General features: G+C 60.8%; 27 protein-coding genes. 15 read left to right on the top strand and 12 right to left on the bottom strand.

Translation table 11 applies throughout. The features are described from left to right. Positions 1-600: 600 nt before the first annotated feature. The 4 genes from GT590_RS04915 to GT590_RS04900 form a co-directional block, all read right to left on the bottom strand. Positions 601-1,113 carry an Asp23/Gls24 family envelope stress response protein gene (locus GT590_RS04915; protein WP_009608111.1) on the bottom strand — a complete coding sequence of 171 codons (513 nt, stop codon included), beginning with the start codon at positions 1,111-1,113 and terminating at the stop codon, positions 601-603. Between the two features lie 100 nt (positions 1,114-1,213). After that, positions 1,214-1,660, bottom strand: coding sequence for a DUF2273 domain-containing protein (locus GT590_RS04910; RefSeq protein ID WP_009305857.1), 447 nt, complete (start codon positions 1,658-1,660; stop codon positions 1,214-1,216). An 11-nt stretch (positions 1,661-1,671) separates the two neighbouring features. After that, positions 1,672-2,292, bottom strand: a complete 621-nt coding sequence (gene amaP, locus GT590_RS04905; protein ID WP_009305858.1) for an alkaline shock response membrane anchor protein AmaP — start codon at positions 2,290-2,292, stop codon at positions 1,672-1,674. 185 nt (positions 2,293-2,477) lie between these two features. Next, the gene (locus GT590_RS04900; protein ID WP_227791333.1) at positions 2,478-2,972 is read right to left on the bottom strand and encodes a hypothetical protein; all 495 of its coding nucleotides are present in this window, start codon (positions 2,970-2,972) and stop codon (positions 2,478-2,480) included. A 112-nt stretch (positions 2,973-3,084) separates the two neighbouring features. On the opposite strand from GT590_RS04900, the gene GT590_RS04895 reads away from it, so the two are divergent. The 3 genes from GT590_RS04895 to GT590_RS04885 all read left to right on the top strand — a co-directional run bounded on the left by GT590_RS04895 (position 3,085) and on the right by GT590_RS04885 (position 5,970). Next, positions 3,085-3,459, top strand: coding sequence for a TnpV protein (locus GT590_RS04895; protein WP_001129922.1), 375 nt, complete (start codon positions 3,085-3,087; stop codon positions 3,457-3,459). 366 nt (positions 3,460-3,825) lie between these two features. Beyond that, entirely contained in the window at positions 3,826-5,745 is a 1,920-nt protein-coding gene (tet(O), locus tag GT590_RS04890; RefSeq protein WP_114526251.1) for a tetracycline resistance ribosomal protection protein Tet(O), read from the top strand. 51 nt (positions 5,746-5,796) lie between these two features. Continuing rightward, a complete protein-coding gene (locus tag GT590_RS04885; protein ID WP_002779755.1) occupies positions 5,797-5,970 on the top strand; it encodes a cysteine-rich KTR domain-containing protein in 174 nt (57 codons plus the stop codon). A gap of 199 nt (positions 5,971-6,169) precedes the next feature. Here the strand turns inward: GT590_RS04885 and GT590_RS04875 are convergent, their stop codons facing one another. The 3 genes from GT590_RS04875 to GT590_RS04865 form a co-directional block, all read right to left on the bottom strand. Then, positions 6,170-6,613, bottom strand: coding sequence for a hypothetical protein (locus GT590_RS04875; protein WP_227791334.1), 444 nt, complete (start codon positions 6,611-6,613; stop codon positions 6,170-6,172). Further along, on the bottom strand, positions 6,610-7,128 hold the full coding sequence (locus GT590_RS04870; protein ID WP_009305860.1) for an RNA polymerase sigma factor: 519 nt from the start codon (positions 7,126-7,128) through the stop codon (positions 6,610-6,612). The genes GT590_RS04875 and GT590_RS04870 overlap by 4 nt, the downstream gene beginning before the upstream one ends. Before the next feature lie 210 nt (positions 7,129-7,338). After that, on the bottom strand, positions 7,339-7,734 hold the full coding sequence (locus tag GT590_RS04865; protein ID WP_009305861.1) for a molybdenum cofactor biosynthesis protein MoaE: 396 nt from the start codon (positions 7,732-7,734) through the stop codon (positions 7,339-7,341). Between the two features lie 907 nt (positions 7,735-8,641). Here GT590_RS04865 and lysA point away from each other — a divergent pair. The 8 genes from lysA (at position 8,642) to pyrE (ending at position 17,089) form a co-directional block, all read left to right on the top strand. Continuing rightward, on the top strand, positions 8,642-9,997 hold the full coding sequence (gene lysA / locus GT590_RS04860; protein WP_161170935.1) for a diaminopimelate decarboxylase: 1,356 nt from the start codon (positions 8,642-8,644) through the stop codon (positions 9,995-9,997). 16 nt (positions 9,998-10,013) lie between these two features. Further along, on the top strand, positions 10,014-11,297 hold the full coding sequence (locus GT590_RS04855) for a homoserine dehydrogenase (RefSeq protein WP_161170934.1): 1,284 nt from the start codon (positions 10,014-10,016) through the stop codon (positions 11,295-11,297). Between the two features lie 287 nt (positions 11,298-11,584). Then, positions 11,585-12,001: a hypothetical protein gene (locus tag GT590_RS04850; protein WP_114550429.1), complete on the top strand. Its 417-nt coding sequence runs from the start codon at positions 11,585-11,587 to the stop codon at positions 11,999-12,001. 10 nt (positions 12,002-12,011) lie between these two features. Then, positions 12,012-12,452, top strand: a complete 441-nt coding sequence (locus GT590_RS04845; protein WP_009305866.1) for a MarR family winged helix-turn-helix transcriptional regulator — start codon at positions 12,012-12,014, stop codon at positions 12,450-12,452. Between the two features lie 14 nt (positions 12,453-12,466). After that, positions 12,467-13,312, top strand: a complete 846-nt coding sequence (locus GT590_RS04840) for a DUF5685 family protein (RefSeq protein WP_231566061.1) — start codon at positions 12,467-12,469, stop codon at positions 13,310-13,312. Beyond that, positions 13,305-14,105 (top strand): J domain-containing protein, encoded by an 801-nt coding sequence (locus GT590_RS04835; RefSeq protein WP_009305868.1) that lies wholly within the window; start codon positions 13,305-13,307, stop codon positions 14,103-14,105. The genes GT590_RS04840 and GT590_RS04835 overlap by 8 nt, the downstream gene beginning before the upstream one ends. A 220-nt stretch (positions 14,106-14,325) precedes the next feature. Then, positions 14,326-16,128 (top strand): molecular chaperone DnaK, encoded by a 1,803-nt coding sequence (dnaK, locus tag GT590_RS04825; RefSeq protein WP_009608198.1) that lies wholly within the window; start codon positions 14,326-14,328, stop codon positions 16,126-16,128. A 280-nt stretch (positions 16,129-16,408) separates the two neighbouring features. After that, entirely contained in the window at positions 16,409-17,089 is a 681-nt protein-coding gene (gene pyrE, locus GT590_RS04820) for an orotate phosphoribosyltransferase (protein ID WP_157003567.1), read from the top strand. A 121-nt stretch (positions 17,090-17,210) separates the two neighbouring features. Here the strand turns inward: pyrE and GT590_RS04815 are convergent, their stop codons facing one another. Next, on the bottom strand, positions 17,211-18,827 hold the full coding sequence (locus GT590_RS04815) for an FAD-binding protein (protein WP_229068577.1): 1,617 nt from the start codon (positions 18,825-18,827) through the stop codon (positions 17,211-17,213). A 292-nt stretch (positions 18,828-19,119) separates the two neighbouring features. Here GT590_RS04815 and GT590_RS04810 point away from each other — a divergent pair, with 292 nt between their 5' ends. Beyond that, positions 19,120-20,535 (top strand): helix-turn-helix transcriptional regulator, encoded by a 1,416-nt coding sequence (locus tag GT590_RS04810; RefSeq protein WP_227791335.1) that lies wholly within the window; start codon positions 19,120-19,122, stop codon positions 20,533-20,535. Positions 20,536-20,685: 150 nt separating this feature from the next. Continuing rightward, entirely contained in the window at positions 20,686-21,354 is a 669-nt protein-coding gene (locus GT590_RS04805) for an HAD family phosphatase (protein WP_139911984.1), read from the top strand. A 52-nt stretch (positions 21,355-21,406) separates the two neighbouring features. Here the strand turns inward: GT590_RS04805 and GT590_RS04800 are convergent, their stop codons facing one another. The 4 genes from GT590_RS04800 to metA all read right to left on the bottom strand — a co-directional run bounded on the left by GT590_RS04800 (position 21,407) and on the right by metA (position 23,280). Beyond that, positions 21,407-21,796: a type II toxin-antitoxin system death-on-curing family toxin gene (locus GT590_RS04800; RefSeq protein WP_139911985.1), complete on the bottom strand. Its 390-nt coding sequence runs from the start codon at positions 21,794-21,796 to the stop codon at positions 21,407-21,409. After that, a complete protein-coding gene (locus GT590_RS04795; protein ID WP_009305875.1) occupies positions 21,793-22,023 on the bottom strand; it encodes a prevent-host-death protein in 231 nt (76 codons plus the stop codon). Before GT590_RS04795 ends, GT590_RS04800 begins: the two co-directional genes overlap by 4 nt. 110 nt (positions 22,024-22,133) lie before the next feature. Next, positions 22,134-22,346, bottom strand: coding sequence for a hypothetical protein (locus GT590_RS04790; RefSeq protein ID WP_139911986.1), 213 nt, complete (start codon positions 22,344-22,346; stop codon positions 22,134-22,136). Further along, positions 22,339-23,280 carry a homoserine O-succinyltransferase gene (metA, locus tag GT590_RS04785; protein ID WP_139911987.1) on the bottom strand — a complete coding sequence of 314 codons (942 nt, stop codon included), beginning with the start codon at positions 23,278-23,280 and terminating at the stop codon, positions 22,339-22,341. Before metA ends, GT590_RS04790 begins: the two co-directional genes overlap by 8 nt. Positions 23,281-23,498: 218 nt before the next feature. On the opposite strand from metA, the gene GT590_RS04780 reads away from it, so the two are divergent. Beyond that, positions 23,499-24,779, top strand: a complete 1,281-nt coding sequence (locus tag GT590_RS04780) for an O-acetylhomoserine aminocarboxypropyltransferase/cysteine synthase family protein (protein WP_139911988.1) — start codon at positions 23,499-23,501, stop codon at positions 24,777-24,779. 75 nt (positions 24,780-24,854) lie between these two features. Beyond that, positions 24,855-25,313 (top strand): hypothetical protein, encoded by a 459-nt coding sequence (locus GT590_RS04775; protein ID WP_009305879.1) that lies wholly within the window; start codon positions 24,855-24,857, stop codon positions 25,311-25,313. The last annotated feature ends 104 nt before the right edge of the window (positions 25,314-25,417 follow it).

Below are 25,417 nucleotides of genomic sequence, written 5' to 3'. Positions count from 1 at the left end.
GCGAAAAAGCATTGAATTCGGAAATTGCGTAGCGAACCGCAGACGTGCTGGTAATCCCAATCTATCATAGTCCCAGGTCATGAGATCGCTTGCTTCCGGCGCTGCTCGGCGGACCCATCCCGGATGACGCGATCGCTTCCGAATTCGATGTCTTTTTGCCATTCGCTGCCCTATCGGCTGCTAAACCAGGATCGACATGCACCGCCGCGCGCCGCTTCCCCTGTCGGGCGGCTGGCGATCGGGCGGGACGGGCTCCTGGCCGATGGCCGAAGAGGGCTTCCGAGCCGCCGGCGAGCTTTCGCGGGGCGGGCCGACCCGGGCTATGTCAATTCTGGTTTGACAGCGGAGGGCAGGTGGGCTGACCGAAATGGCCCGCAGAAGGGCACGCACGCCGCGCGCTGCGCGGGGAGCGGGATGTCGGACGCGGTAGGATGTCGGATAGGGGAAGCGAAAGGGTCAGGATGATATTTGAGGGCAGGCGAGCAATCCGGCCCCGCTCGTTAAAAAGCCCGCCGCGCGGGAGGCGCGACGGGCTTGCAACACGGGGTGCGGAGCGCGGACGGGACGGCTCCGCAACACGACGCTGAGGGCGAACCCGGTCTAGTTGGCCGAGTCGTCCTGCTGCCCGTCGTCGCTGTTGGACCCGTTTTTCTGGGCGTACTCTTCCGGAGTCATGACGTCCACCACGTTCACGGTCATCTCGACCACGTTGAGGCCGGTCATGTCCTTGAGGTCGCCGCCGACAACCTTTTTGATGTCGTCGAAGATCTCAGGGGCGGACTTGCCGTACTCCATGATCACGTCGAGGTTGATCTTCGCGTTCGTGTCGTCGACGATATCGGCGTCCACGCCCTTTGTCTTGTCTGCGCCGCCCAGGCCTTCCTGGATGCGGGAGAGAACGTTGCCCTTCATGTCGATGATGCCGTCGATCTTCTGAGCGGCCATGGAGGAGATCTTCTCCACGACGTTCTCGTCGATGACCAGTTTGTACACCGGCTCGGCGGAGACGGAGTCGGCCGTGGCGGCATCGCTCTTTTTCTTATCGGCGTCCATATCGGAGTAGGGGTTGTAGGTGGAAGAGGTTGCTGGCTTGGTCATAGTGCTCTGGGTCATGGTAGTTCCTTTCTGTAGCATGATGGATCGGGGGGGGGGGCGAACGCCTCGTGCTGCGCGAATCTCGCAGGGGGATGGGCGCGGCACGCGAGGCGTTTCGCTAGTTGAAACGTTCGAGGACCTGTTTCATCTGCTGGCGCGTCTTGCGGTCGCCGTCGCGGTACTTGCCGATGACCACGCCGATGGCGGCGAACACGGCCAGCAGCACGGTGGGCCAGAATCCCACGATGAGGATGAGGGCTGCCGCGACGAAGCCGATGATGCCGTACAGCACCGCATGGCTGTGGTTCTCCACGTACGGCGAGAACGCGCGCTTCATGCTGGCGTACACGCCCTTGTCGCGCTTCGTCTCGGCCGCTGCATTCGCCAGCACGTCGGACGGTGTGTCGGCCGTACGCTGCGGAGCCTTCTGCTCGTCGTGCTTCTGGTTCGAAGACGCGTAAGCGTTCGTCGTTTTCGGCTTCTGCTTCGCCGCCTGCGACTGCTTGGGCGCCGACTTCGGAGCCGGGGTGGCCGCAGGGTGGATGCGCATGGTGGACTGAGTCATCGTCGCATCACCTACTCGACCACGTGGGCGGGCACCGGTTTGGTCTGGTGCTGACGGCGCGTGTCGTCGGTATACTTCGTGGCCTGCTGCGTGAACGCGGGTGTAACCACGTCGGCGTCGCCTGCGAACGTGATGCGCACGGAGTCGACGGGGTAGCCGGTGAAGGCTTCAAGCGTCGCGGCGATCTCGTCCTGCAGCTTCGCGCCCAGCTGTCCCAGCTCGGCGTTTCGACCCGGATCGATCTTCGCGTGGATGCTCATGCGCGGGTCGTGCTTGTTCGTGATGTGAACCTTGACGTTGTCCGTGGACAGGCCGTGATGGCTCTCGACGACGTGCTTGACCGTGGACTGGATGGCGTTCTGCGTGATGGCGATGCTGCCGTTGTCGCGCTCAAGCTCCAGCTGCGAGTTCTTGCCCGGAGCAGTGATGGCGCGAATCAACACGACCAGCAGGCCCAGCGCCGTGATGCCTAGCAGAACGGCCTCGACGACGAAGAACCACGGCATGCTCATGAGCCAGGCGATTGCCGGGAACAGCGGTTCCCAGGCGAACCAAAGGGCTGCGAGCACGCCGATGCCCAGCACGGCAGCAACGACGAACACGATCATGCAAAAGCGTTTGAACTTTCCCATAGATGCCGCCTTTCTTCTAGAATGCGCACGCCCGATGGCGGTGCGCTGCCGGATAGAGTGGGACTACTCTAGAAGAAAGCCGCAACGGGCGCGCCTGGCCGCGCAAAAGTGCCGCCAGCCGTTTGCCGTGTTGTTGAGCACCCGTACCCCTTTGCATGTCCGACGGCTCGGTAAAGGGGTTCGGGTCAGTCTATTTGCGTGAACCTGAACAGCTGCGGACGGGCTATGGGCTCGGTCGGGCCGGGGTTCGCCTCCTCTTCCGCGGCTTGCGCGCGCAGGGCTTCGCCGTAGGCGCGCAGCGTTTCCTCGAGGTTGTCGACCGGGGTTATGACGTAGGTTTTCGTTTCGGTCGTTCCATCGTCGTACGTGGCCGTCACCTTGAGACGCGCCTGCGCGATCATGTCGGCGTATTTGCGGATGAGCAGCGCATTGAGGTTTTCGTGCATATTGACGTCCCATTTTCGACGATCGCCGTAGAACTCTCCCGTCGTGGCATCGTACAGCTCCGCCACCTCTCCCTCCAACGGGAACGAAACGCGCAGGGCGTGCCATATCTCGGTCTTGTTCGCGTTCTGCTCGTCGTAGTTCACGGTGAAGCTCGTGGTGCGATCTTCCGTATAGGGGTCGTCGCCCTCCTGGTAGGAGAATTCGGGCATGCGGGCGTTCGTGTAGAACAGCACGCGGTCGCCTTCCACCGTGTAGGTGAGCGAAGCGACGTTCGTTCCCGTGCAGGAGATGTAGGACGGATTTTGCGGACATTCAAAATAAAAAAGAATGTGGAGGTAACAGACAATGGCAAAATCATTATTTGAGGAACTGGGCGGCAAATACGAAAGGCAAGGGGATTATTTGATACCGTGCTTAACTGTACCCGCCGAAGAAGAACAGGCAATAGGCATCTGGGGGCAACGGCATTTAGATTATCTAAAACAGTACCGTAAAGTTACATACACCAATCTTCTTACAAGCGGCAGGCTAAACGCCTACCTTGCCGACATCAACAGACAGGCACAGGAACGCTTTGAAAGGCTCATAGAGGGTATGAAACAGGCACAGGGCATAACGGAACAGCTAAAGGCAGAAAACGCCTTAGAATGGACAGGATGCCTCAATAACATAAGGGCTTGTGCGAGGGAGATTGTGGAAAAGGAAATTATTTTTGCATAAACAGATGATTAGTGGCAGGGGGAAATCCTGCCGCTTTTTCTGCTTTAGTTTGTCAGCTTGACAAATAAAGGGTTAAGGAATATAATTAGATTCAGTATTATACAAGGAGTTAATAAATATGCGGCAAGGTATTCTTAAATAAACTGTCAATTTGATAGTGGGAACAAAAAGTAGCAGTTCCGTTTCACTTTTAATATGGGGCTTAGTTTTTTGTACCCAGTTTAAGAATACTTTTATCATGTAATTTTATATGCCCGAAAACATATAAGTGTTTTGGGGCTATTGGAGTTATTTACCCAGTGATAGGAGTATTTATCACTGGGTATTTTTATGCCCTTTTTTGGGTGTTGATAGGAGGAAAATCACATGAAAATAATTAACTTAGGCATTCTGGCTCACGTTGACGCAGGAAAGACAACATTAACGGAAAGTTTATTGTATACCAGTGGTGCAATTGCAGAACTAGGGAGCGTAGATGAAGGCACAACAAGGACAGATACAATGAATTTGGAGCGTCAAAGGGGAATCACTATCCAGACAGCAGTGACATCTTTTCAGTGGGAGGATGTAAAAGTCAACATTATAGATACGCCAGGCCATATGGATTTTTTGGCGGAAGTATACCGTTCTTTATCCGTATTAGACGGAGCAGTATTATTAGTTTCTGCAAAGGATGGCATACAGGCACAGACCCGTATACTGTTTCATGCACTACAGATAATGAAGATTCCGACAATTTTTTTCATCAATAAAATTGACCAAGAGGGGATTGATTTGCCAATGGTATATCGGGAAATGAAAGCAAAGCTTTCTTCGGAAATTATAGTGAAGCAAAAGGTTGGGCAGCATCCCCATATAAATGTAACGGACAATGACGATATGGAACAGTGGGATGCGGTAATTATGGGAAACGATGAACTATTAGAGAAATATATGTCAGGGAAACCGTTTAAAATGTCAGAACTGGAACAGGAAGAAAACAGGAGATTCCAAAACGGAACGTTATTTCCCGTTTATCACGGAAGCGCTAAAAACAATCTGGGGATTCGGCAGCTTATAGAAGTAATTGCCAGTAAATTTTATTCATCAACGCCTGAAGGTCAATCTGAACTATGCGGGCAGGTTTTTAAGATTGAATATTCAGAGAAAAGGCGGCGTTTTGTTTATGTGCGTATATATAGCGGAACATTGCATTTGAGGGATGTTATTAGAATATCTGAAAAAGAGAAAATAAAAATCACAGAGATGTGTGTTCCGACAAACGGTGAATTATATTCATCCGATACAGCCTGCTCTGGTGATATTGTAATTTTACCAAATGATGTTTTGCAGCTAAACAGTATTTTGGGGAACGAAATACTGTTGCCGCAGAGAAAATTTATTGAAAATCCTCTCCCTATGCTCCAAACAGCGATTGCAGTAAAGAAATCTGAACAGCGGGAAATATTGCTTGGGGCACTTACAGAAATTTCAGATGGCGACCCTCTTTTAAAATATTATGTGGATACTACAACGCATGAGATTATACTTTCTTTTTTGGGGAATGTGCAGATGGAAGTCATTTGTGCCATCCTTGAGGAAAAATATCATGTGGAGGCAGAAATAAAAGAGCCTACTGTTATATATATGGAAAGACCGCTTAGAAAAGCAGAATATACCATCCACATAGAAGTCCCGCCAAATCCTTTCTGGGCTTCTGTCGGGTTGTCCATAGAGCCGCTCCCTATTGGAAGCGGAGTGCAGTATGAAAGCAGAGTTTCACTTGGATATTTAAATCAATCGTTCCAAAATGCGGTTATGGAGGGGGTTCTTTATGGCTGCGAGCAGGGGCTGTATGGATGGAAAGTGACAGACTGTAAAATCTGTTTTGAATATGGATTGTATTATAGTCCTGTAAGTACCCCCGCAGACTTTCGGCTGCTTTCCCCTATCGTATTGGAGCAGGCTTTAAAAAAAGCAGGGACAGAACTATTAGAGCCATATCTCCACTTTGAAATTTATGCACCGCAGGAATATCTCTCACGGGCGTATCATGATGCTCCAAGGTATTGTGCAGATATTGTAAGTACTCAGATAAAGAATGACGAGGTCATTCTGAAAGGAGAAATCCCTGCTAGATGTATTCAAGAATACAGGAACGATTTAACTTATTTCACAAATGGGCAGGGAGTCTGCTTGACAGAGTTAAAAGGATACCAGCCAGCTATTGGTAAATTTATTTGCCAACCCCGCCGCCCGAATAGCCGTATAGATAAGGTTCGGCATATGTTCCACAAGTTAGCTTAACAGCTTGCAAAAGTCATATAAAATGAGATTTGAAAGGATTAGAGACTAATTATGATGAAATGCGAATGGATATTGTGTCCTGTTTGTGGGAGCAAAACCCGTAATAAAATTAGGAAGGACACTGTTTTGGAGAATTATCCCCTTTATTGTCCAAAATGCAGACAAGAAAGATTGATTAAAGTTGACAACTTGAAGATAACTGTCATCAAAGAGCCAGACGCTTAAGACGCAGAGCCGATGAAATTGTGGAACAATTCACGAATCATCGGCTCTTTTTGTTTCGTATTTGAAAGAACAAACTCACCAAATAAAAAAAACGATATTCGGGTGGGTTATTTTGTTATACCCTAAATTACCCTCTGAATTTGTTTTTAAATTTGGAGGGATTTTTTTATGTCCTTTTTTCGGGCAGTTATCTATCTGCTCATACGAGGTCGAACAGATGGGCCACTGAGAGGTAGCGCTGCCCCGAGTCGGGCGCGTTGTCGGCGTTGTTCGGATCTATCTCCGGGTCGCTGCGCCACACTTTCGTGAAGCCGCCGTATCCGAAGTCGTCTGTGCCCGCATCGAGGGCGAAGGAGTTTTTCGCCGTCGCATTGTCGAGTTGCTGCGAAATGGCGAACGCGACGCCGCTCGCAAGGGCGAGCACGCAAGCGGCTGCGATGACGGCCGTGACGAAGCGGCGCGTACGATAGCCGCTTTGGTTGCAGGTGCGCGGTCGGCGGGTAGGCTTCGCGTGCACCGCCTCCGCTGTGCGCAGGCGGTGCGCCTCGCGCATCACGCGATCGTGCACGCGGCCTGGCATCTCGATGTCGTCCATCAGCGCGCGGTACTGGTCCTGCTCGGGTGATTGTCCTGTCCGTTTCAAAGGATGCCCCCTTTCCCCAGCATCTTCCCGAGTTGCGTTCGAGCCCGGCTCAGGCGCGAGCGAACCGTAGCGGGCGCGCAGTGCACGAGGCGGGCGATTTCCTCGGTCGAGAATCCCTCGTAGTAGTGCAGATGCACGATCAGGCGCATCTTGTCGGGCAGGCGTCCTAGCGCTCGTCCGAGCTCGCTGTCCTGCAGGGCGCGTGCCGCATCGTCGCTGCGAGGATCTTCGCGGCCCGCATCGGGAACCGCGTCGGTGAGTTCGGCGCGTCGTTTCCAGGCCGAACGGTGCAGGTCGCGGCAGCGGTTGATGGCGACGCAGAGCAACCATGCCTTGAGATGCTCGTCGTCTTTGAAAGCGGTTGCGTCTTTCAGCAGGCGCAGGAACACGTCTTGGCAGATGTCTTCCGCGTCGTGCGGGGACTGCGTTTGGTTGAGGGCCAGGCGGTAGACGGTGCTTCCCCAGGTGCGCATGGCGCGCTCCATGAAGTCGTCCTGCCTGAGCGTTGGTTGCATACGGGGTATCGCCTCCTTGCCACCAACACGAAACCGGCTTCGGAAATGTGCCCGGAATGAGAAAAAAGCGGCGAAGCGGGATTTCTCGCCGCTTCGCCGCCTGTGAGCGCCGCCGAAGGGCGGCCTTATGTCGCGGGATCGCCTTTTCTGGCGGTTCCGCGCGACGAGACCTTTTCGCCGAGCTGCCCTGTTGCGTCCGCCGCCTTCGCTTTACGCGTAGATCTCTTTCTCCTCCACGAGGTCGTTCTTGATCTTGCCCACCAGCTTCTGCAGCGCGTCGATGCAGTTCGGTCGGATGTCGGCGCCGATGAGCACGTACATGATGGAGTCGCCCACGTTGAGCACGCCCTCGTTCAGCCACGTGCGCACGTAGTATACGCCCGGCCAGGTGAGGGCCTCTTGCACCGCTGCCTCCACGCCGGCCGCGTCGTAGGAGAATTCCACCTGGGCGACCTCGCCCAGGCCCTCGACGCCTTCGCGCACCTGCTTCTTCGGCGTGATGCGCACGATGCCGTTGTGGGTGAGGTACATGCCGCACTGCGCGGCGTTCGGATCCTGCTTCGCTTCCGCGAGCCATTGATCGATGGACGGTTCCTGCTGAGCCATGCCGCTCCCTTCCTCGAGGATGATCGCCCCATTATACGCCATTGAGAATCGTGGGAGACGTTGCCATGAAGGGGCCTTGCCGCCGTCGGCCATCGCGTACGGCTCGTGCGGGCTCGCTTCGTCATCGACCTGACGGCGGATTGGGAAGCGAGGCGGCAGAGATCGCGCGCTATGCACGATTATCGGGGCTCGTCTTCGAAGGCGAAGAAGGAAAGCCCAGGTCGGAAGAAACGAGGATGGCGGAGAATCGTACATAGCGCGCGATCTCTGCCATGCGGAGACGATCCATCGCGGGACCCTGCCGGCACGGGCACCATCCTGCATCCCGCTTCGACGCGCACAGATGTTTCACGTGAAACATCTGTGCGCGGGCGGGAGCGAAGGGACGCGCGGGCGGGAGCGAAGGGACGCGCGGGCGGGAGCGAAGGGACGCGCGGGCGGGAGCGAAGGGACGCGCGGGCGGGAGCGAAGGGACGCGCGGGCGGGAGCGAAGGGACGCGCGGGCGGGAGCGAAGGGACGCGCGGGCGGGAGCGAAGGGACGCGCGGGCGGGAGCGAAGGGACGCGCGGGCGGGAGCGAAGGGACGCGCGGGCGGGAGCGAAGGGACGCGCGGGCGGGAGCGGGACGCGAGGCGCGGGGAGCATAGACGCGCACATGGGGCGCGAAACGCGGGGAGCGGGCGGATCCGAAGATGTTTCACGTGAAACATCTGTGCGCGTTGGTTAGAAAGCAACCGTCGACCTTCCATAACGTTCCCCCTGCATGGAGCGGCGCTTCGGCCGGCTTCCAAAAGCCGTTTAGCGCCTGCCGCAGGGTGGATGATTGCGACATTTTCGATCAGGGTGTCGCCGTGCGCGAGCGGGGATGATAGACTAGGCGAATCCCCAGGACGCACGAAAGGAATCGCATGTCTCTTCCCGCAGCCGACTTGAGCAAACAACCGGACAACCGCACCACCATGGAGCTGGGCGCGGTGCTTCCCTTGACCGCCGAGGTGAAGGACGACCACCTGTATGTGGGCGGCGTCGATATGGTGGAGCTGGCGCGCGAGCAGGGCACGGCGCTGTACGTCATGGACGAGGCGGACATGCGCACGCGCATGGAAACCTACCTCGCGGCGTTCCGCAGCCGCTATCAGAACTCCGATGTCGTGTACGCCAGCAAGGCGTTCCTCAACAAGGAGGCCGCGCGCATCGTAGCCGACGAGGGGCTGTGCCTCGACGTGTCGGGCGGCGGCGAGCTGGCCATCGCGCTGGCCGCGGGCTTCCCGACCGAGCGCATCTTCATGCACGGCAACAATAAAACGCCGCGCGAGCTGCGCGAAGCCATCCAGGCGGGCGTTGGCCGCATCATCATCGACAGCCGCATCGAGCTCAAGCGCATCTCCGAGATCGCGGGCGAGCTGGGCGTCGTGCAGCCTATTTACATGCGCATCACGCCGGGCGTCGAGGCCGACACCCATCAGTACATCCGCACGGGCTGCGAGGACTCGAAGTTCGGCTTCACCATGCGCGACGACTTCGCCTACGGGTGCGTGAAGGACGTGCTGGCGGCCCCGAACGTGAGGCTGGCGGGTCTGCACTGCCACATCGGCTCGCAGATTTTCGCGCTGCATTCCTACCCCGAGGCCGTCGAGGTCATGGTGGAGCTCATGGCGCGCATCGAGGAAGGGTACGGCTATCGTATAGAGGAGCTGGACGTGGGCGGCGGCCTGGGCATCGCCTACACGGCCGACGACAAGCCGGCTTCCATCGACGAGTTCGCCGAAACGGTCACGTCGGCGGTGCACGCGGCGTGCGAGAAGTTCGGCGTGCCCGAGCCGCGCCTGCTCACCGAGCCGGGCCGCAGCCTGGTGGCCACGGCGGGCGTGACGCTGTACACGGTGGGCATCCTGAAAACGCTGCCGGGCATCCGCAAGTACGTGGCGGTGGACGGCGGCATGTCCGACAACATCCGCACGGCGCTGTACCACGCCGATTACGAACCGGTCGTCGCGAACAAGGCGGGTCAGCCGCGCACCGAGATCGTCACCATCGCGGGCAAGCACTGCGAAAGCGGCGACGCCGTGGTCATCGACATGCCGATGCAGCACCCCGACCTGGGCGACATCGTCGCCGTCTTCGGCACGGGCGCGTACTGCTACACTATGGCCAGCAACTACAACGGCCAGCCGCGGCCGGCCATCGTGTTCGTGAAGGACGGCCAGGCCCGCGTGACCACGCGACGCGAAACGTACGAAGACCTGATGAGCCGAGACATTTAGGAAAAGGGAGCGCAGCATGACGGTAAAACTGGGACTGGTGGGCACGGGCACGGTCGGCGGCGGGTGCATCGACATCCTGAAGAACCACCGCGAGGATTTCAAGCGCCACTACGGCATCGACGTGGAGCTCGTGCGCGTGTGCTCGCGCAACCCCGAGCAGGCTATCGCGCACGGCGTGGAGGGCATCTTCACGCAGGATTACCGGGACATCCTGAACGATCCGGACATCGACATCGTGGTGGAGCTGATCGGCGGCACCACCGTGGCGCGCGACATCGTGGTGGGCGCGCTCAAGGCGGGCAAGAACGTGGTCACGGCCAACAAGGCGCTCATGGCCACGTACGGCGAAGAGGTCATGGGCGCGGCCGACGAGGCTGGCAAGGAGATCGCGTTCGAGGCCAGCGTGGGCGGCGGCATCCCCATCATCGACCCGATGAAGCACTCGCTCATCGCCAACGAGATCAGCTCGGTCATGGGTATCGTGAACGGCACGACGAACTACATGCTCACGCGCATGGTGGAAGACGGGCTCAGCTACGACGCCGCACTCAAGGAGGCGCAGGAGAAGGGCTTCGCGGAGGCCGACCCCACCGCCGATGTGGACGGGTTCGACGCCGCCGCGAAGATCGCCATCCTCGCGTCCATCGCGTTCAACTCGCGCGTTACTATCGACGACGTGCACACCGAAGGCATCCGCAACGTCACCACGATGGACCTCGATGCGGCGCGCGACATGGGCTACTGCGTGAAGCTGCTGGCGCTGGCGCACCGCACCGACGAGGGCGTGGACGTGCGCGTGCATCCCACGATGCTGCCGCTGTCGCACCAGCTGGCCACCGTTGACGGCGTGTACAACGCCATCTACGTCACAGGCGACGCCGTGGGCGAGACGATGTTCTTCGGCGAGGGCGCGGGCGCGGGCCCGGCCGCCAGCGCCGTGATGGGCGACGTGCTGGAAGTGGCGCGCCATGTCACGCTGGGCGTGGGGCCGCTGGTGGGCTGCACCTGCACCGACGAGCTTCCCATCGTGCCGATGGACGACCTCAAGACGAAGTACTACATCCGCTTCAAGGTGGCCGACCGCTCCGGCGTGCTGGCCGCGATGGCCGGCGTGTTCGCCAAGCACAACGTCAGCGTGTACTCGGTGGTGCAGCGTGGCAAGAAGGAAGGCGGCCAGGTGGATCTCGTCTACGTCACCCATACCGCGCGCGAGAAGAGCGTGCGCGACGTGCTGGCCGAGATCGCCGAGCTCGACGACGTGCTGCGCGACGAGCCCAGCGTCATCCGCGTGGAGGAGTAGGCTTCGCGTCTTTGCATCGCGCTTGTAGAACGGTTTCGCCGGACGGCCTCTTTGCACAAGGGGCCGTCCGCTTTTTTACGTGCGGCGCGAAGGGCAGCTGTGGGCGCTTTATGGCAGCATCATGTCGGTTCGATGACATCGGCGCGCCGTGGCTGAAAAATAATCTTACTTTAATACTATATATTTCGAGAGATAAGCGGATTGCGCAATGGTTTGCGACGGGCATGTGATCGCGTTTGCATCGTGACGACGCGGTGCGGCGCTTCGATGAATGAGAAGAGGTTCTTGTGAAGGGTTTTCTGGAGCGGTTGCAGTGGAAGCTGTCCGGCATGATGCAGGGGCGCCGCGGCGCCGACACGTTCTCCAACTTCTTGGTGGTAGCGGGCATCGTGCTGCTGTTCGCCTCGCTGATTCCCGGGCTTGACCTGCTGTCTTGGGTGGCGCTGATCGTACTGGCGTATTCGCTGTTCCGCAGCTACTCGAAGAACATCGCCGCACGCGACCGCGAGAACGCGACGTTCGAGCGCATCGTGGAGAAGCCGCGCAAGCAGCTGTCGCTGATGCGCAAGAAGTGGACGAATCGCAAAACCACGCGCTACTTCAAGTGCAAGGGTTGCGGCCAGGTGCTGTCGGTGCCGCGCGGCAAGGGCACGCTGCGCGTGGTGTGCCCGAAGTGCAAAACCGAGACGAAGCTGAAGTCGTAAAGGCGTCGCCGTGGATATCGCAGCTTTCAAGCGCGAGCTGTTCGCCATCACCTACGACTTGCAGAAGATACTGCACGATACGATGACGCCGATCTGCCAGGAGCACGGCCTGACGTTGCAGCAGATGCACGTGCTGGTGGAGCTGATGCGCACGCCGGGTTTGACCGCGGGCCAGCTGAGCGACCGCGCCGGCATCCTGCGCACGAACTTCTCGCCCGTGTGCCGCAAGCTGGAGAATCGAGGGCTCATCGAGCGCCAGCGCAGCCAGACCGACCGCCGGTCGCTGCGGCTGCATGTCACCGACGAAGGCCGCGCGCTGTTGGCCAGCGTCGACGGCGAGGTGCAGCGTCGTTACGGCAGGGCGTTCTCGGCCGAGCCGCAAGAGACGTTCGATGCGATCCTCGAAGGTTTCCAGGCGCTCAGCGCCTTTTCGGGAAAGCTGGTGCGCTGAGGATGTTCGGATACGTGGTGCCCCGTTTGGAGGGCTTGGACGAAGCCGAGCGCGAACGCTACCATCGAGCGTACTGCGGGTTGTGTCGCGCGATCGGCGAGCGATGCGGGCAGCACTGTCGCTTGGCGCTGACGTACGACCTGGTGTTTTTGGCGCTGTTGCTGGGCTCGCTGTACGAGCCGGAGGAGCGCGAGGGCGAGGGACGCTGCGCGCCCCATCCGGTGAAGGCGCACGGGTTCGTGCGTTCGGCATGTATCGACTATGCGGCCGACGTGACGGTGGCGCTTGCGTACTACAAGGGCCTCGACGACTGGAACGACGATCGCAGCGTGCGGGCTCGGGCGTTCGCGGGCATGCTGGCCGGATCCTACCGTGCCATCCGCGAAAGGAACCCTCGCATCTGCGAGGCCGTCGAGACGGGCATGGCCGACATCGGAGCCATCGAGGCCGCTGCGCGCGAAGCGGGCGCCGCTCCGGGCGGCGAGGTGCCCGCTCCCGATGCGGCGGCCAACCGCTTCGGCGTGCTGATGGGCGAGCTGTTCGTGTACCGTCCCGACGATTACTGGGCGGACGACCTGCGGACGGTGGGCGCCCGTCTGGGCAAGTTCGTGTACGTGATGGACGCCGTGATGGACTACGAGGACGACCGGGCATCGGGCAGCTATAACCCGCTGGTTGCTATGGATATGAGCGCGGAGGATATGCGCGAGGATCTGCACCTGCTGGCGGCGGGCGTGGCCGAGGCGTTCGAGCGCTTGCCGCTGGAGCGCGACCTGCGCCTGCTGCGCAGCGTGGTGTACGCGGGCGTGTGGCAGAAGTACTACGCGTTGGAAAACGATAAGGAGAAGCGCCGTGGTTGAGAATCCCTACGACGTGCTGGGCGTGAGCCGTGATGCGTCCGCCGACGAGGTGAAGAAGGCGTACCGCAAGAAGGCTCGCGAGAACCATCCCGATCTGAACCCGAACGATCCTGCGGCGGCGGATCGCATGAACAAGATCAACGAGGCGTACGACCGCATCGTCAACCCCGAGAAGTACGCGGCGCGCGACCGTCGCGCCGGGGCGGCATCCGGGCCGCAGGGTAGCGCGGGCTACGGAGGCGGCGCGGGATACGGCGGAGCAGGCGGCGGAGCAGGCCAGGGGCAGGGCGCGGGCGGTTCGGGTTACGGGACCGAGGGGCCGTACGGCTGGTCGGGCGGCTTCGGGTTCGACTTCGACGACCTGTTCGGCTTCGGCGGCGCAGGTTACGGCAGCCGCGAGCCCATCCATCCCGAGGCGGCCGCGGGCGACAACGTACAGATGCGCAACGCCATCGACGCCATCAACGCCGGGCGCGGTCAGCAGGCGGTGGACATCCTGAACACGGTGACCAGCGACGGCCGCTCGGCCCGCTGGTACTACCTCAGCGCGCTGGCCAACGACGCGGCGGGCAACACGCTGATGGCGCTCGAGCAGATCAGGCGCGCGGTGCGCATGGATCCGAACAACCCGGACTACCAGCGCGCGCAGCGGCAGTTCCAGCAGACTGGCCAAACCTACCAGCAGGAAAGCCAATCGCAAGGCTTCAGCATGGGCATCGACCCCAGCATCCTCTGCTGCGGCATCTGGTGCCTGGGCCCCTCGTTGTGCCGGCTGTGCGGGATGCCGTTTTAGGTTCCGGCGGCCTGCCGGCCGTCGGAACTGCTCGACGTTGCGGCTTCCCGTGACGCCCGACCTCGTGGGGAGGCCGAGGGCTCGCGTACCGAAGTACGCCACGCCCTCGCCCTCCCCACGATCTCGGGCACCACGGAAACCCTCGCTGACGCTACGAACTACCGGTGATTCGAGTTTTCGCACTTGCACCTATGCAATCTCAACCCGAAAGGACGCACTCATGGCAACGATCGGCATCGACTTAGGAACGACGAACAGCTGCGCGGCTACGGTGGAGGGCGGCCGGCCCGTTATCGTGCCGAACGCGGAAGGGGAGCGCACCACGCCCAGCGTGATCGCGTTTTCGAAGGAAGGCGAGCGCCTGGTGGGAACCATCGCGTGCCGCCAGGCGGCGGTGAACCCCGACCGCACCATCGAGTCGGTCAAGCGCCGCATGGGCAGCGATTGGCGCGCCAACATCGACGGCAAGCCCTACTCGCCGCAGGAGCTGTCGGCCATGATCCTGCGCAAACTGCGCCGCGATGCCGAGGCGTTTCTTGGCCAGGATGTCACGCAGGCGGTTATCACGGTGCCCGCGTACTTCGACGATGCGCAGCGCCAGGCCACGAAGGACGCCGGGCGCATTGCAGGCCTCGACGTGCTGCGCATCATCAACGAGCCCACGGCTGCAGCTCTCGCCTACGGCTTGGACAACGGCACGCCGCAGAAGGTGATGGTGTACGACCTGGGCGGCGGCACGTTCGACGTGTCGGTCATCGAGATCGGCGACGACGTCATTGAGGTGCTGGCCACGTCGGGCGACAACCATCTGGGCGGCGACGACTTCGACGAGCGCGTGGCTGCGCACCTGCTGGACGCCTTCAAGCGCGAGCATGGGGTTGACCTGCGGGGCAACCAGGCGGCCATGCAGCGCGTCACCGAGGCGGCCCGCGAGGCGAAGAAGGAGCTTTCGTCGCTCGATACCGCGCATGTCAACCTCCCGTTCTTGGCGCAGGGCCCGTCGGGCCCGCTGCACCTCGAGGCCACGCTCACGCGCGCCGCGTTCAACGACATGACGCGCGATCTGGTGGAGCGCACGTCGGGTCCCGTGCAGACCGCGCTCAACGACGCCGGCATCGCCGCGTCCGAGCTGGGCTGCGTGCTGCTGGTGGGAGGATCCACGCGCATTCCGGCCGTTCAGGACCATGTGCGCAAGCTCACGGGCAAGGAGCCGTCCGCGTCCATCAACCCCGACGAGTGCGTAGCCATGGGCGCCGCTATCCAGGGTGCCACGCTGTCCGGCACGTCGACGGGCCTGGTGAAGGCCGATAACAGCATCCTGCTTTTAGACGTGACGCCGCTCAGCCTGTCCATCGAGACGGTGGGCGGCGTGGCGACGCGCCTCGTGGAGCGCAACACCACGCTGCCGGTGCACTACTCGCAGGTGTTCAGCACCGCCGCCGCGTTCCAGACCAGCGTGGAGATCCACGTGCTGCAGGGCGAGCGCCCCATGGCGAAGGACAACAAGTCCATCGGCACGTTCAAGCTGAAGGGCATCAAGCGCGCGCCGGCCGGCGTGCCGCAGATCGAGGTGACGTTCGACATCGACGCGAACGGCATCCTCACCGTGTCGGCGAAGGATCTGGACACGGGCAAGGCGCAGTCCATCACCATCGACGACTCCGGCCGCATGTCCGACGACGACATCGAGCGCGCCATTCGCGATGCCGAGCAGTACGCCGCGCAGGACAGCGAGCGACGCGAGGCCATGCTGGCGCGCGAGGAGGCGCAGGGTCTGCTGAACGAGGTGGACCGGGCGCTCGGCCAGGTTGGAAAGCAGTTGGAGAAAGACGAGAAGAAGCAGGTCAAGGCCGACGCCGAAACGCTGCGCAAGGCGCTGTCGAAGCGCCCCGCCGGTTTCGGCAAGAAGGCGCGCGAGGCCGAGGCGGCGTCGGTTGACAACGTGTCCGACATCAAGGCGGCTGCCGAGCGCTTGAGGACATCGAGCGCCCATGTGCGCGAGCTGCTGGGGAAGCAAGGGTAGGGGGCGTCCGAGCAACAGGCGGACGGATCGTTCCAGGCGAACATCTTGGACGCGAATGGGCTCCCATGACAATCGGGAGCCTTTTTCGCGCGCCGTTTCGCTTCCTTCTCTCGCAAAACCCCAGGTGACGGAAAACCTCCTCCATCCATTTCCGCTTTCATCCCCTGCGAAATTGTCATGGGTTGCATTTTGCGCCCACGTTCCGGCTGTCGGCGCTTTCTAGTATCATGGTTCGCAGCGGGCGCGCGGCTGCGCGGTGAAAGAGAAGGAAGGGACCCTCATGGAGCAGTACAAGCAAGAGTTCATCGAGTTCATGGTTGAAAGCGAGGTGCTCAAGTTCGGCGATTTCACGCTGAAAAGCGGCAGGAAGTCCCCTTTCTTCATGAATGCGGGCGCCTACGTGACGGGCGAGCAGCTGCATCGTTTGGGCCTGTACTACGCGCGCGCCATCCATGACAACTTCGGGCTGGACTTCGACGTGGTGTTCGGGCCGGCGTACAAGGGCATTCCGCTGTCGGTGATCACGGTCATCGGCTTGCAGGAGCTGTACGGCAAGGAAGCGCGCTACTGCTCCAACCGCAAGGAAGTCAAGGACCATGGCGCCGATGCGGGCAACCTGCTGGGCAGCGAGCTGCACGACGGCGACCGCGTGATCATGGTGGAAGACGTCACCACGTCCGGCAAGTCCATAGATGAGACGTATCCCGTGCTCAAGGGCGCGGCCGATGTGGACGTCAAGGGCCTCATTGTGTCGCTCAACCGTATGGAAGTGGGCAAAGGCGGCGTAGTGACTGCGCAGCAGGAAGTGCAGGAGAAGTACGGTTTCCCCGTCGCGTCCATCGTGAGCATGGCCGAGGTGACCGAATGCCTGCACAACCGTGAAGTGCAGGGGCGCGTGGTCATCGGCGACGACGTGAAGGCGGCGCTGGACGCCTACTACGAGCAGTACGGCGTGAAGTAAGGCTGAGCCGAACCCCCCTGGTTTCTTCAGCTGTTCCCGTCCAAGCGAATGCGAAGGCCCGATCGACGCCATCATGCGCGTCGAGCGGGCCTTTCAGGAGGGGAGGGGATTGAGGGGTTGTCTACTTCGCCAGGTTCTTCGCGATCATGCGGCCGAACGTGACGGTGCGGCCGCAGGCGTTGCCGGTCGAGAGGTTCGGATACGTCATGGAGTAGTATCCGCCCGAGTCGTTGCCGGTCACGTACAGGCCCTCGATCACGCTGCCGTCCGCGCGCAGCGCTTGGCCTTGGGTGTTGATGTCGATCCCGTCCATGGTGCACAGCAGCATGCCGGTATTGCGGATGCCGTAGAACGGCGGGTTTCGCACGGGCGAGAGGCGGAACGGCTCTTTCCCGAAATCGAGGTCGACCTGATTATCGTAGTTCTCGTTATTGCGCTCCACCGTGGCGATGAGCGCGTCGGCGGGCAACCCGAGCTTCTCGGCCAGCTCTTCCAAGGTGTCGGCCTTTTGGATGTAGCCCTTGGCCGCCAATTCTTCGTTCATGCCCATAACCGCCTGGATGGGGATGTTCGGTGCGGCGCCGTTGTCGAAGGGGAAGAGGCGCGAGCATCCGTGCATGTCGAATTGCTCGGCGTAGGTGGCGAAATCGGCATCCCAAAGCGTGACGTGGATGGAGCCCGGCTGCTGGGCGTCGGAGTGCAGCACGAAGTCGTACGTGCCGGATTCGTTGCAGAAGCGCTCGCCGTCGAGGTTCACTTTCAGCCAAGGCTGGCTTCCCATCCAGAAGAGCGAGCCTACGCCGCAGTCGGCTCCGCCGAGCGAGTCGGCCGGAAGGCCGCCGCGATCGAACAGCATGCTGGAGTGCGTGTCGTCCATCTTCGCACCCGCCCACAAGCAAGCCTTGATGCCGTCGCCTTCGCAGCCCGGCTGCGCGGAGTTGAACCCGTATATGCTGGTGGTGTGCGGCTGCAGCGCCTTCTGCATGTCGACGTTGATGCCGTAGCCGCCGGTGGACACCAGCACGCCCTTGCTGGCGTTAACCCGGACGTATCCGTTCTCGCCCTTGCCGATGGCGCCGACCACCTTGTCGCCTTCCATAACCAGCTTGACCATGGGCGTGTTGTAGCGGAACGTTACGTGCCCGGTCTTCTCGGCGTAGTCGGACAGCACGGTGAACCCGTTAAGCGAGTCGTCTTCCGGCCAGGCGGGCGAATGGCCCGTCGCCCAGTGCTTGTAGTTCGTCTCGTGCTTTTCTTCGGCGGCTTCATGCCAGAGCTTTACGCCGTACTGGTCGAGCAGGGTCTCGTACCAGTCGATGGTTTCGCCCGATTTTTCGTACCACGTCTTATGAAGGTTGAGGTTGCATTGGCCTGCGGCGTAGTGGTTCATGTCGAGCAGGTACTCCTGCAGATCCATCGTGTATCCGCTTTCCTGCTGGAGGCGAGAGTTCACGCCTCCGACGTCGTCGCGCACGACGCTGCCGTTGTACTTCTCCAAGACGAACGTCTCGATGCCCTCTTCTCCGGCTGCGCATGCGGCGAATAGGCCGCCTGTGCCCGCGCCGACGATCAGGAATTCGGTGTCGATGGTTTCGACGATGTCGCTTTCCTGAACGGTCGGCTCCGAGCCGAGCCAATCGGACGATGCGTCGGCGATGTCCGCATTTGCCGTTTCGGCGCCCTTGTTCTCCTTCGGCGCGCATCCGGCCAGTCCCAAAACGGCTCCGGTGCTTGCCAAGGCTGTTCCTGCGAGGAAGCTTCGACGAGATATGCCCTGTGCGTGTTTGGTGCTCATAGGTCCCTCCCTTGTTCGCGAGTTGTGCAGGCGGTGCTCCGCGCTGCGGCGGTTCGAGGGTGCATCCTAGGGTCGCCGTGGGCAAACTTCATCACCCTCAGTGGGTAATTTTTCCGTAATGCCAGGTGAGACACTTGTTTTGTCCACTGAGGGAATGAAGGGTTTCGGCTACAATAGGGATATGCTGCGATCGCGTGAACAGAGGGGCGGGAAGGGTGCATCGCCGAAGGCGGGCTTGTTCTCGTTTGCGCAGGGCCTTGCGTTGGCGTTGCTGACGTTGAGCAGCTGGTCGCTGAACGCGCATCTGTTTCCTCTGTACGACACGCAGCTGTCCTTCATTCGAGAGCTGTGCACGTTGGCGAACGGCGCCGCGCTGGTGGCTGTCGCCGTCGTGTCGGTGCGTCGTCCGCGTGCGTTGCGCAGGCAGGTGCTCATGGGCATTGCGATCCTCGGGGTTATGGGAGGGTCGCTGCTCGTGTGGGCGGGTGATCGGCTGGGATCGATGAGCGTCATGCTGGCGGGCGCCTGCCTGGTATCCGTTGCCGAGGGGGCGTGCACGATTCTGGTGGGCATAGCCCTGTGCTCTGTTCCGACGAAGCTCGCGTCCGTCTGCATCGTGGCGGGATTGCTGGCATGCGCCGGTGCGAAACAGGTGATCGCGGTGGGCTATTCGGAGTTCGCGCTTGCCGCCCATGCCACCCTCTTGCTGGGAGCTGCGTTGTTGGCGAATCCGACTGCTTCGGAAACAATGGCACGGCTCTCTCGCGACGAATCGCCGCACGATATGGCCATCACGCAGCCTTCGTCGTTCTTACCGTTCGGCCATCAACTGTTCGTCTGCCTCCTTCTGTTCAGCGCGGTCCAGGGCTTCATGCTCACGTTCGGGGAAACCGGGGGCATTCCTGCCACGTCGATCTGGAGCCTCGCGATTTTGGCGGTGGTTCTTGTCATCGCATGCCTCGCTCCCCGCCGGTTGACGACCGATGCGCTGTTGAAGCTGGCCGCGCTGCTTGCGATCGCGGGGTTTCTGCTCGTGCCCGCTTCGGACTTGATTCGGTTCTCCGTCTCGAACGGTTTGATCAGCTGCGGGATCGCCGCGTTCGACGTGTTCCAGTGGATCGTGCTCACAGCGTTGGCCCGGCGCAACATGCATGGTGCCGTTTCGGTGTTCGCTTGGGGCTCCGCGATGCATGCCATCGGCGTTATCCTAGGGGCCAATGCCGGCCGTTTCGTGAACCACTATTGGACGAGCGACGTACAGGTGGTGGTTCTGGCGGTGGCTGGCATCGTGTTTTGCCTGGTCGCCGTCATGTCGGTTTTTCTGCAGCACTTCAGTTTCGAGAAAACCATCAACGGCGTGCGCGAGAGCGTTCCGCCTGTTTTGGTCGACAGCGCAGATGAAGACGATGTATCCGAGGAGAAGGCTCTGACCGTTGACGAGCGGTGCGAGGTCCTCTCGCAGCAGAAGGGGCTCACGAAGCGAGAGACCGAGGTGTTGCGCTTGCTGGCGCGCGGGAGGACGGGCGTGTTCATCCAGCACGAGCTATGCGTGTCGTACAACACCATCAAAGCGCACGTGAAACATATCTACCAGAAGCTGGATGTCCATACCCATCAAGAACTGATCGATCTGGTGGAGGATCTTGGGTAGCCGTCTCGCACTCGGATGCGTTAACTCTGGGCAAAATCAAGACCCTGGTCAAACTTGGATGCGAAGTTTCTGATACTCTTTCGTGGAACAAGAAGACGATTCGCCGGGCGCCGGTTTAGCGGCGTTCGGCATGCCTTGAGGGGGTATCGTATGAACGCATCTCGCATCGGCGTTATTTTCGATTGCGATGGGACGCTGCTTGACTCGATGATGGTGTGGCGCGAGGCGGAAAGCGCACTTGCGCGACGCGCGGGCGTGACGTTGACGGCGAACGACACCGACGCGCTGACTGCGATGACCATCCCCGAGTGCGGCGCGTTCTTCCACGAGCGCTTCGGCTTGGGCGCGTCGGGCGACGAAGTGGTGGCCATGATGGACGAGCTGATGCTGGAGTTCTACCGTGAGCGCGTGGCGGCGCGGCCGGGCGCGCTTGAATTCGTGCAGGCGCTGGCCGAGCGCGGGGTGCGTATGAGCGTGGCGTCGTCCAGCCCTCAGCCGTACTTGCAGGCAGGTCTTGAGCGCTGCGGGTTCACGCCGTGCCTTGATGCCATCGTGTCGGTTGACGACGTGGGAGCGTCGAAGCGCGAGCCCGCCGTGTACGACCGCGCTCGCGAGACGATGGGCACGTCGCTTGCCACTACCTGGGGCGTCGAGGACTCGGTGTACGCCGTGCGCACGCTGAAAGCCGCGAACTACCGCACGCTCGGCATCTACGACTGCGATATCTCGGGCACGTGCGAGCAGCTGGCAGCCGAGGCCGAGCGGTTCATCACGACCTTCGAGGATTTGGACGTCGACACGTTCCTCGGTTGGAACTAAAAGAGGCGGGGGGGGGGTGCTTCGACTTGAAGCGCCCCCCGTTTTGTTCCCGCTAGATCTGCTTCTCGATCCAGGCGACAAGCTCGTCGTAACTCATAGTACCGTTCGCGACGGCGATGACGGTGTCGAAGAAGTCCTGCGTACGAGGCTTGAACTTTACTCCGTTACCGTGTAGGAAGGCGATGATGAGAGCCGTTCCCGTTCGCTTGTTTCCGTCGGCGAAGGGGTGGTTCTTGATGACCCCGTAGCCGTATCGAGCCGCTTTCTCATGCACGGAAGGATAAAGATCTTGTCCTCCGAAAGAGGCGAAAGGCTGAGCTAGAGCCGAATCAAGAAGCCCTTCGTCGCGAACTCCTGGCATTCCTCCGTTACGTTTCAGTTGGTCTTCATGAATGGCGAGCACGATATGCTTGGGTATGGGAGAAGGATCGCGCCCGCTCATTTCGACAGAGCCTCAAACAAATCGCGGTACTCGTCCGCAGCTTCCAAGTATGCATCTAAATACATGGTTCCATTCTCGCCGTCCGAGGCATTGTCGTCGATGGGAACGATTTTTACATAGGGTTTGCTTCCCTTGATGACCGTTACCTCGATATTGTCCTCATACACGCGCTTTGCAATGGTCGGAAATTGCGCGCGGGCTTCCGATGCCTTGACTGTGAGGGGCATGGCGATTCCTCCTTTCGGTTTTCTCCGGTTGCTATCTATGCCGATATTATAGCATAAAAAACAGCTGAAAAAAGAGCATAATCGAGGATCAAATGAAAGAGGAAGTTCTCTTATCGCCAAGGGTCTTCCTGGAAGGTCGGCTCGGGGGTTGGCGGGCGGTCGCTGAACGGGTCGTAGCCGTCGTCGTCTTCCTGGGCGGGGCGCAGGAACGGGTCGGCTGTCGCTTCGGGCTTTTGATCTGCGCTTTCCGACGCTTGCGCGTCTGCGACCGGCGTCACCACCGGTCGCAGGATGTAGCGCGGTTTGCGCTGGGAATCACTCATGGACGCTATCCTCTTCGGTGCCTACTTTCGCCAAATCGTAGGGCGTGGTCTGGTACACATAATAGTTCAACCAGTTCGTGTACAACAGCTGCGCGTGCGCGCGCCAGGTGACGCGCGGTGTCTGCGCGGGGTCGTCGTTCGGGAAGTAGTGGCGGGGCAGCGGCATGTCCAGGCCTTTCGCGATATCGCGCTCGTACTCGGCCATGAGCGTGTCGGCGTCGTACTCGGGGTGGCCGAACACGAAGAAATGCCGGCTGTCGGTGCTCTTCGCGATGTAGACGCCGGCCTCGTCGGAGACGGCGATCAGCTCGAGGTCGGGGTGCGCCTCGATGTCGGCAGCGTGCACCTCGGTGTAACGCGAGTGCGGCGCTCGGAACGAGTCGTTGAACCCGCGCACCAGCGGCGACGACGGCTTCACCACTTCGTGGTCGAACACGCCGAACAGCTTGTTCTCCAGCTCGTACTTGGGAATGCCGTAATGGTGGTAGATGCCGGCCTGCGCGCCCCAGCAGATGTGGAAGGTGGAGTGCACGTTCGTGGCGGACCAGTCCATGATGCGCGCGAGCTCGTCCCAATAATCCACGTCCTCGAAGTCGAGCAGCTCAACCGGCGCGCCGGTGATGATCATGCCGTCGAAGCGTTGGTCCTTGATCTCGTCGAAGGTGGTGTAGAACGTGTCGAGGTGCTGCTCGGACACGTTCTTCGCCTCGTGGCTGGCCGTTTGCAGCAGGCTCACCTCGATTTGCAGCGGGGTGTTCGACAGTTTGCGCATGATCTGCGTCTCGGTGACGATCTTCGTGGGCATGAGGTTGAGCAGCAGCACCTTCAGCGGGCGAATGTCCTGGTGCATGGCGCGGTACTCGGTCATCACGAAGATGTTCTCGCCCTCGAGCACCTCGGTCGCGGGCAGGGAGTCGGGGATTCTGATGGGCATGGGAAACCTCGCATTTCGTAGATCGTCGCGGTATCGCGCGGGCACGCTGGTGCCGGTCGTAACGGTCTGTATCATGATACCTTTTAATCAGATGACCGGTTTATCTGAATTATCGATAACATGCTATCGGAAGATAGAACTACCGTCGCGTAAACCATGATGGCATAATGAGCCGGATCGCAAGAGCGCAATCCGCAATCCCGCAACAAGGAGCATCCATGAGCGAATCCATCAGCACCACCTGCGTACAGGGCGGCTACCGTCCCGGCGACGGCGAGCCGCGTCAGATTCCCATCTACCAGTCCACCACCTGGAAGTACGACACGAGCGAGCACATGGGCCGCCTGTTCGACCTCGAGGAGGCCGGGTACTTCTACACGCGCCTGGCGAACCCCACGAACGACTTCGTGGCGGCCAAGATCGCCGAGCTCGAGGGCGGCACGGCGGCCATGCTCACATCGTCGGGCCAGGCGGCGAACTTCTTCGCCGTGTTCAACATCGCCGGCGCGGGCGATCATGTCGTAGCCAGCTCGGCCATCTACGGCGGCACGTACAACCTGCTGGCCGTGACCATGAAGCGCATGGGCCTGGAATGCACGTTCGTCTCGCCCGACTGCACCGACGAGGAGCTGGAGGCCGCGTTCCGGCCGAACACGAAGGCCGTGTTCGGCGAGACCATCGCGAACCCGGCGCTGGCCGTGCTGGACATCGAGCGCTTCGCCGCCGCCGCGCACGCGCACGGAGTGCCGCTGATCGTGGACAACACGTTCCCCACGCCGGTGAACTGCCGCCCCATCGAGTGGGGTGCCGACATCGTGACGCACTCCACCACGAAGTACATGGACGGCCATGGCGCCAGCGTGGGCGGGGCCATCGTGGACTCCGGGAAGTTCGATTGGACGGCGCATGCCGACAAGTTCCCCGGCCTGTGCGAGCCCGACGAAAGCTACCACGGGGTGACGTACACCGAGCGCTTCGGCTTGGGCGGCGCGTTCATCACGAAGGCGACGGCCCAGCTCATGCGCGACTTCGGCGCCATCCAGTCGCCGCAGAACGCCTACCTCGTCAATCTGGGGCTGGAAAGCCTGCACCTGCGCATGGCGCAGCACAGCAAGAACGGCCTGGCGTTGGCGCAGCATCTGGCCACGCATCCGAAGATCGCCTGGGTCCGCTACCCCGGCTTGCCGGGCGACGACCAGTACGAGCTGGCGCAGAAGTACCTGCCGAACGGCGCCAGCGGCGTGGTGAGCTTCGGCGTGGCCGGCGGGCGCGCCGCGGCCGAGACGTTCATGGCGAACCTCAAGCTGGCGCAGATAGCCACGCACGTGGCCGATGCGCGCACCTGCGTGCTGCATCCGGCCAACGCGACGCATCGCCAGATGAACGACGCGGAGCTTGCGGCCGCGGGCATCACGCCCGACCTCATCCGCCTGTCGTGCGGCATCGAGGCCACCGAGGACCTCGTCGCCGACATCGACCAGGCGCTGGCGGCCGTGTAGCGAAGCATGGTAAACTGACCCGCAGAGAAGCCCCAGCGGAAAAGCCGGTTTGGAATTCGGTCGCGGAGGTGCCCCATGGAACGCAAGAAGCTTTTCGTGCGCGTTGGCATAGGCGTGGCGGGAGCGTTGCTGCTGGTCGGCATCTTCGCGGTTGCGAATGCCGTGGGCGATTCAAACGCCATGCGACGAGGCATCGACGAAGGGTTCGAGCTGAGAGGCACCTATCAGGGGGATCCCGGCCGGGACGGCATCGGCACCATCGCATTTCAGACGCTCGACGGCGAGCCCTCGTGGGAAGCGTCGAAGGCTCCGGGCGCGCATGTCAAAGGCGCGTTCAAGGAAACCGTCGATCCGAACATCTACGTGCTGGAAGACGAGAGCGGCAACGGGGTCGGCTGGGTCCATCTTGCGTACTCCGATGCCCAGGGGGCGGGAGCGCTGTACGTCCGCTACGGCGCGGGCGACCTGGTGGAGATGCGCAAGGTGGATAGGGTGCCCGGTTATATGCGCTACGATAACGAACGAAATACCTGACCAAATGCGGTTCGCTCTCGCGGCCGCGGACATTCGAGCCCGCTCGCTTCCCAGCGCGCGGGCTTTTCGCTTTTCCACGAAACGCAAGCCCTTTCACGTCCGGT

The organism is Eggerthella sp. BIOML-A1 (assembly GCF_009875595.1).
Classification (GTDB): Bacteria; Actinomycetota; Coriobacteriia; order Coriobacteriales; family Eggerthellaceae; genus Eggerthella; species Eggerthella lenta.
Note: the sequence above shows the minus strand (reverse complement) of the source record. Positions and strands in the feature narration are given on the sequence as shown.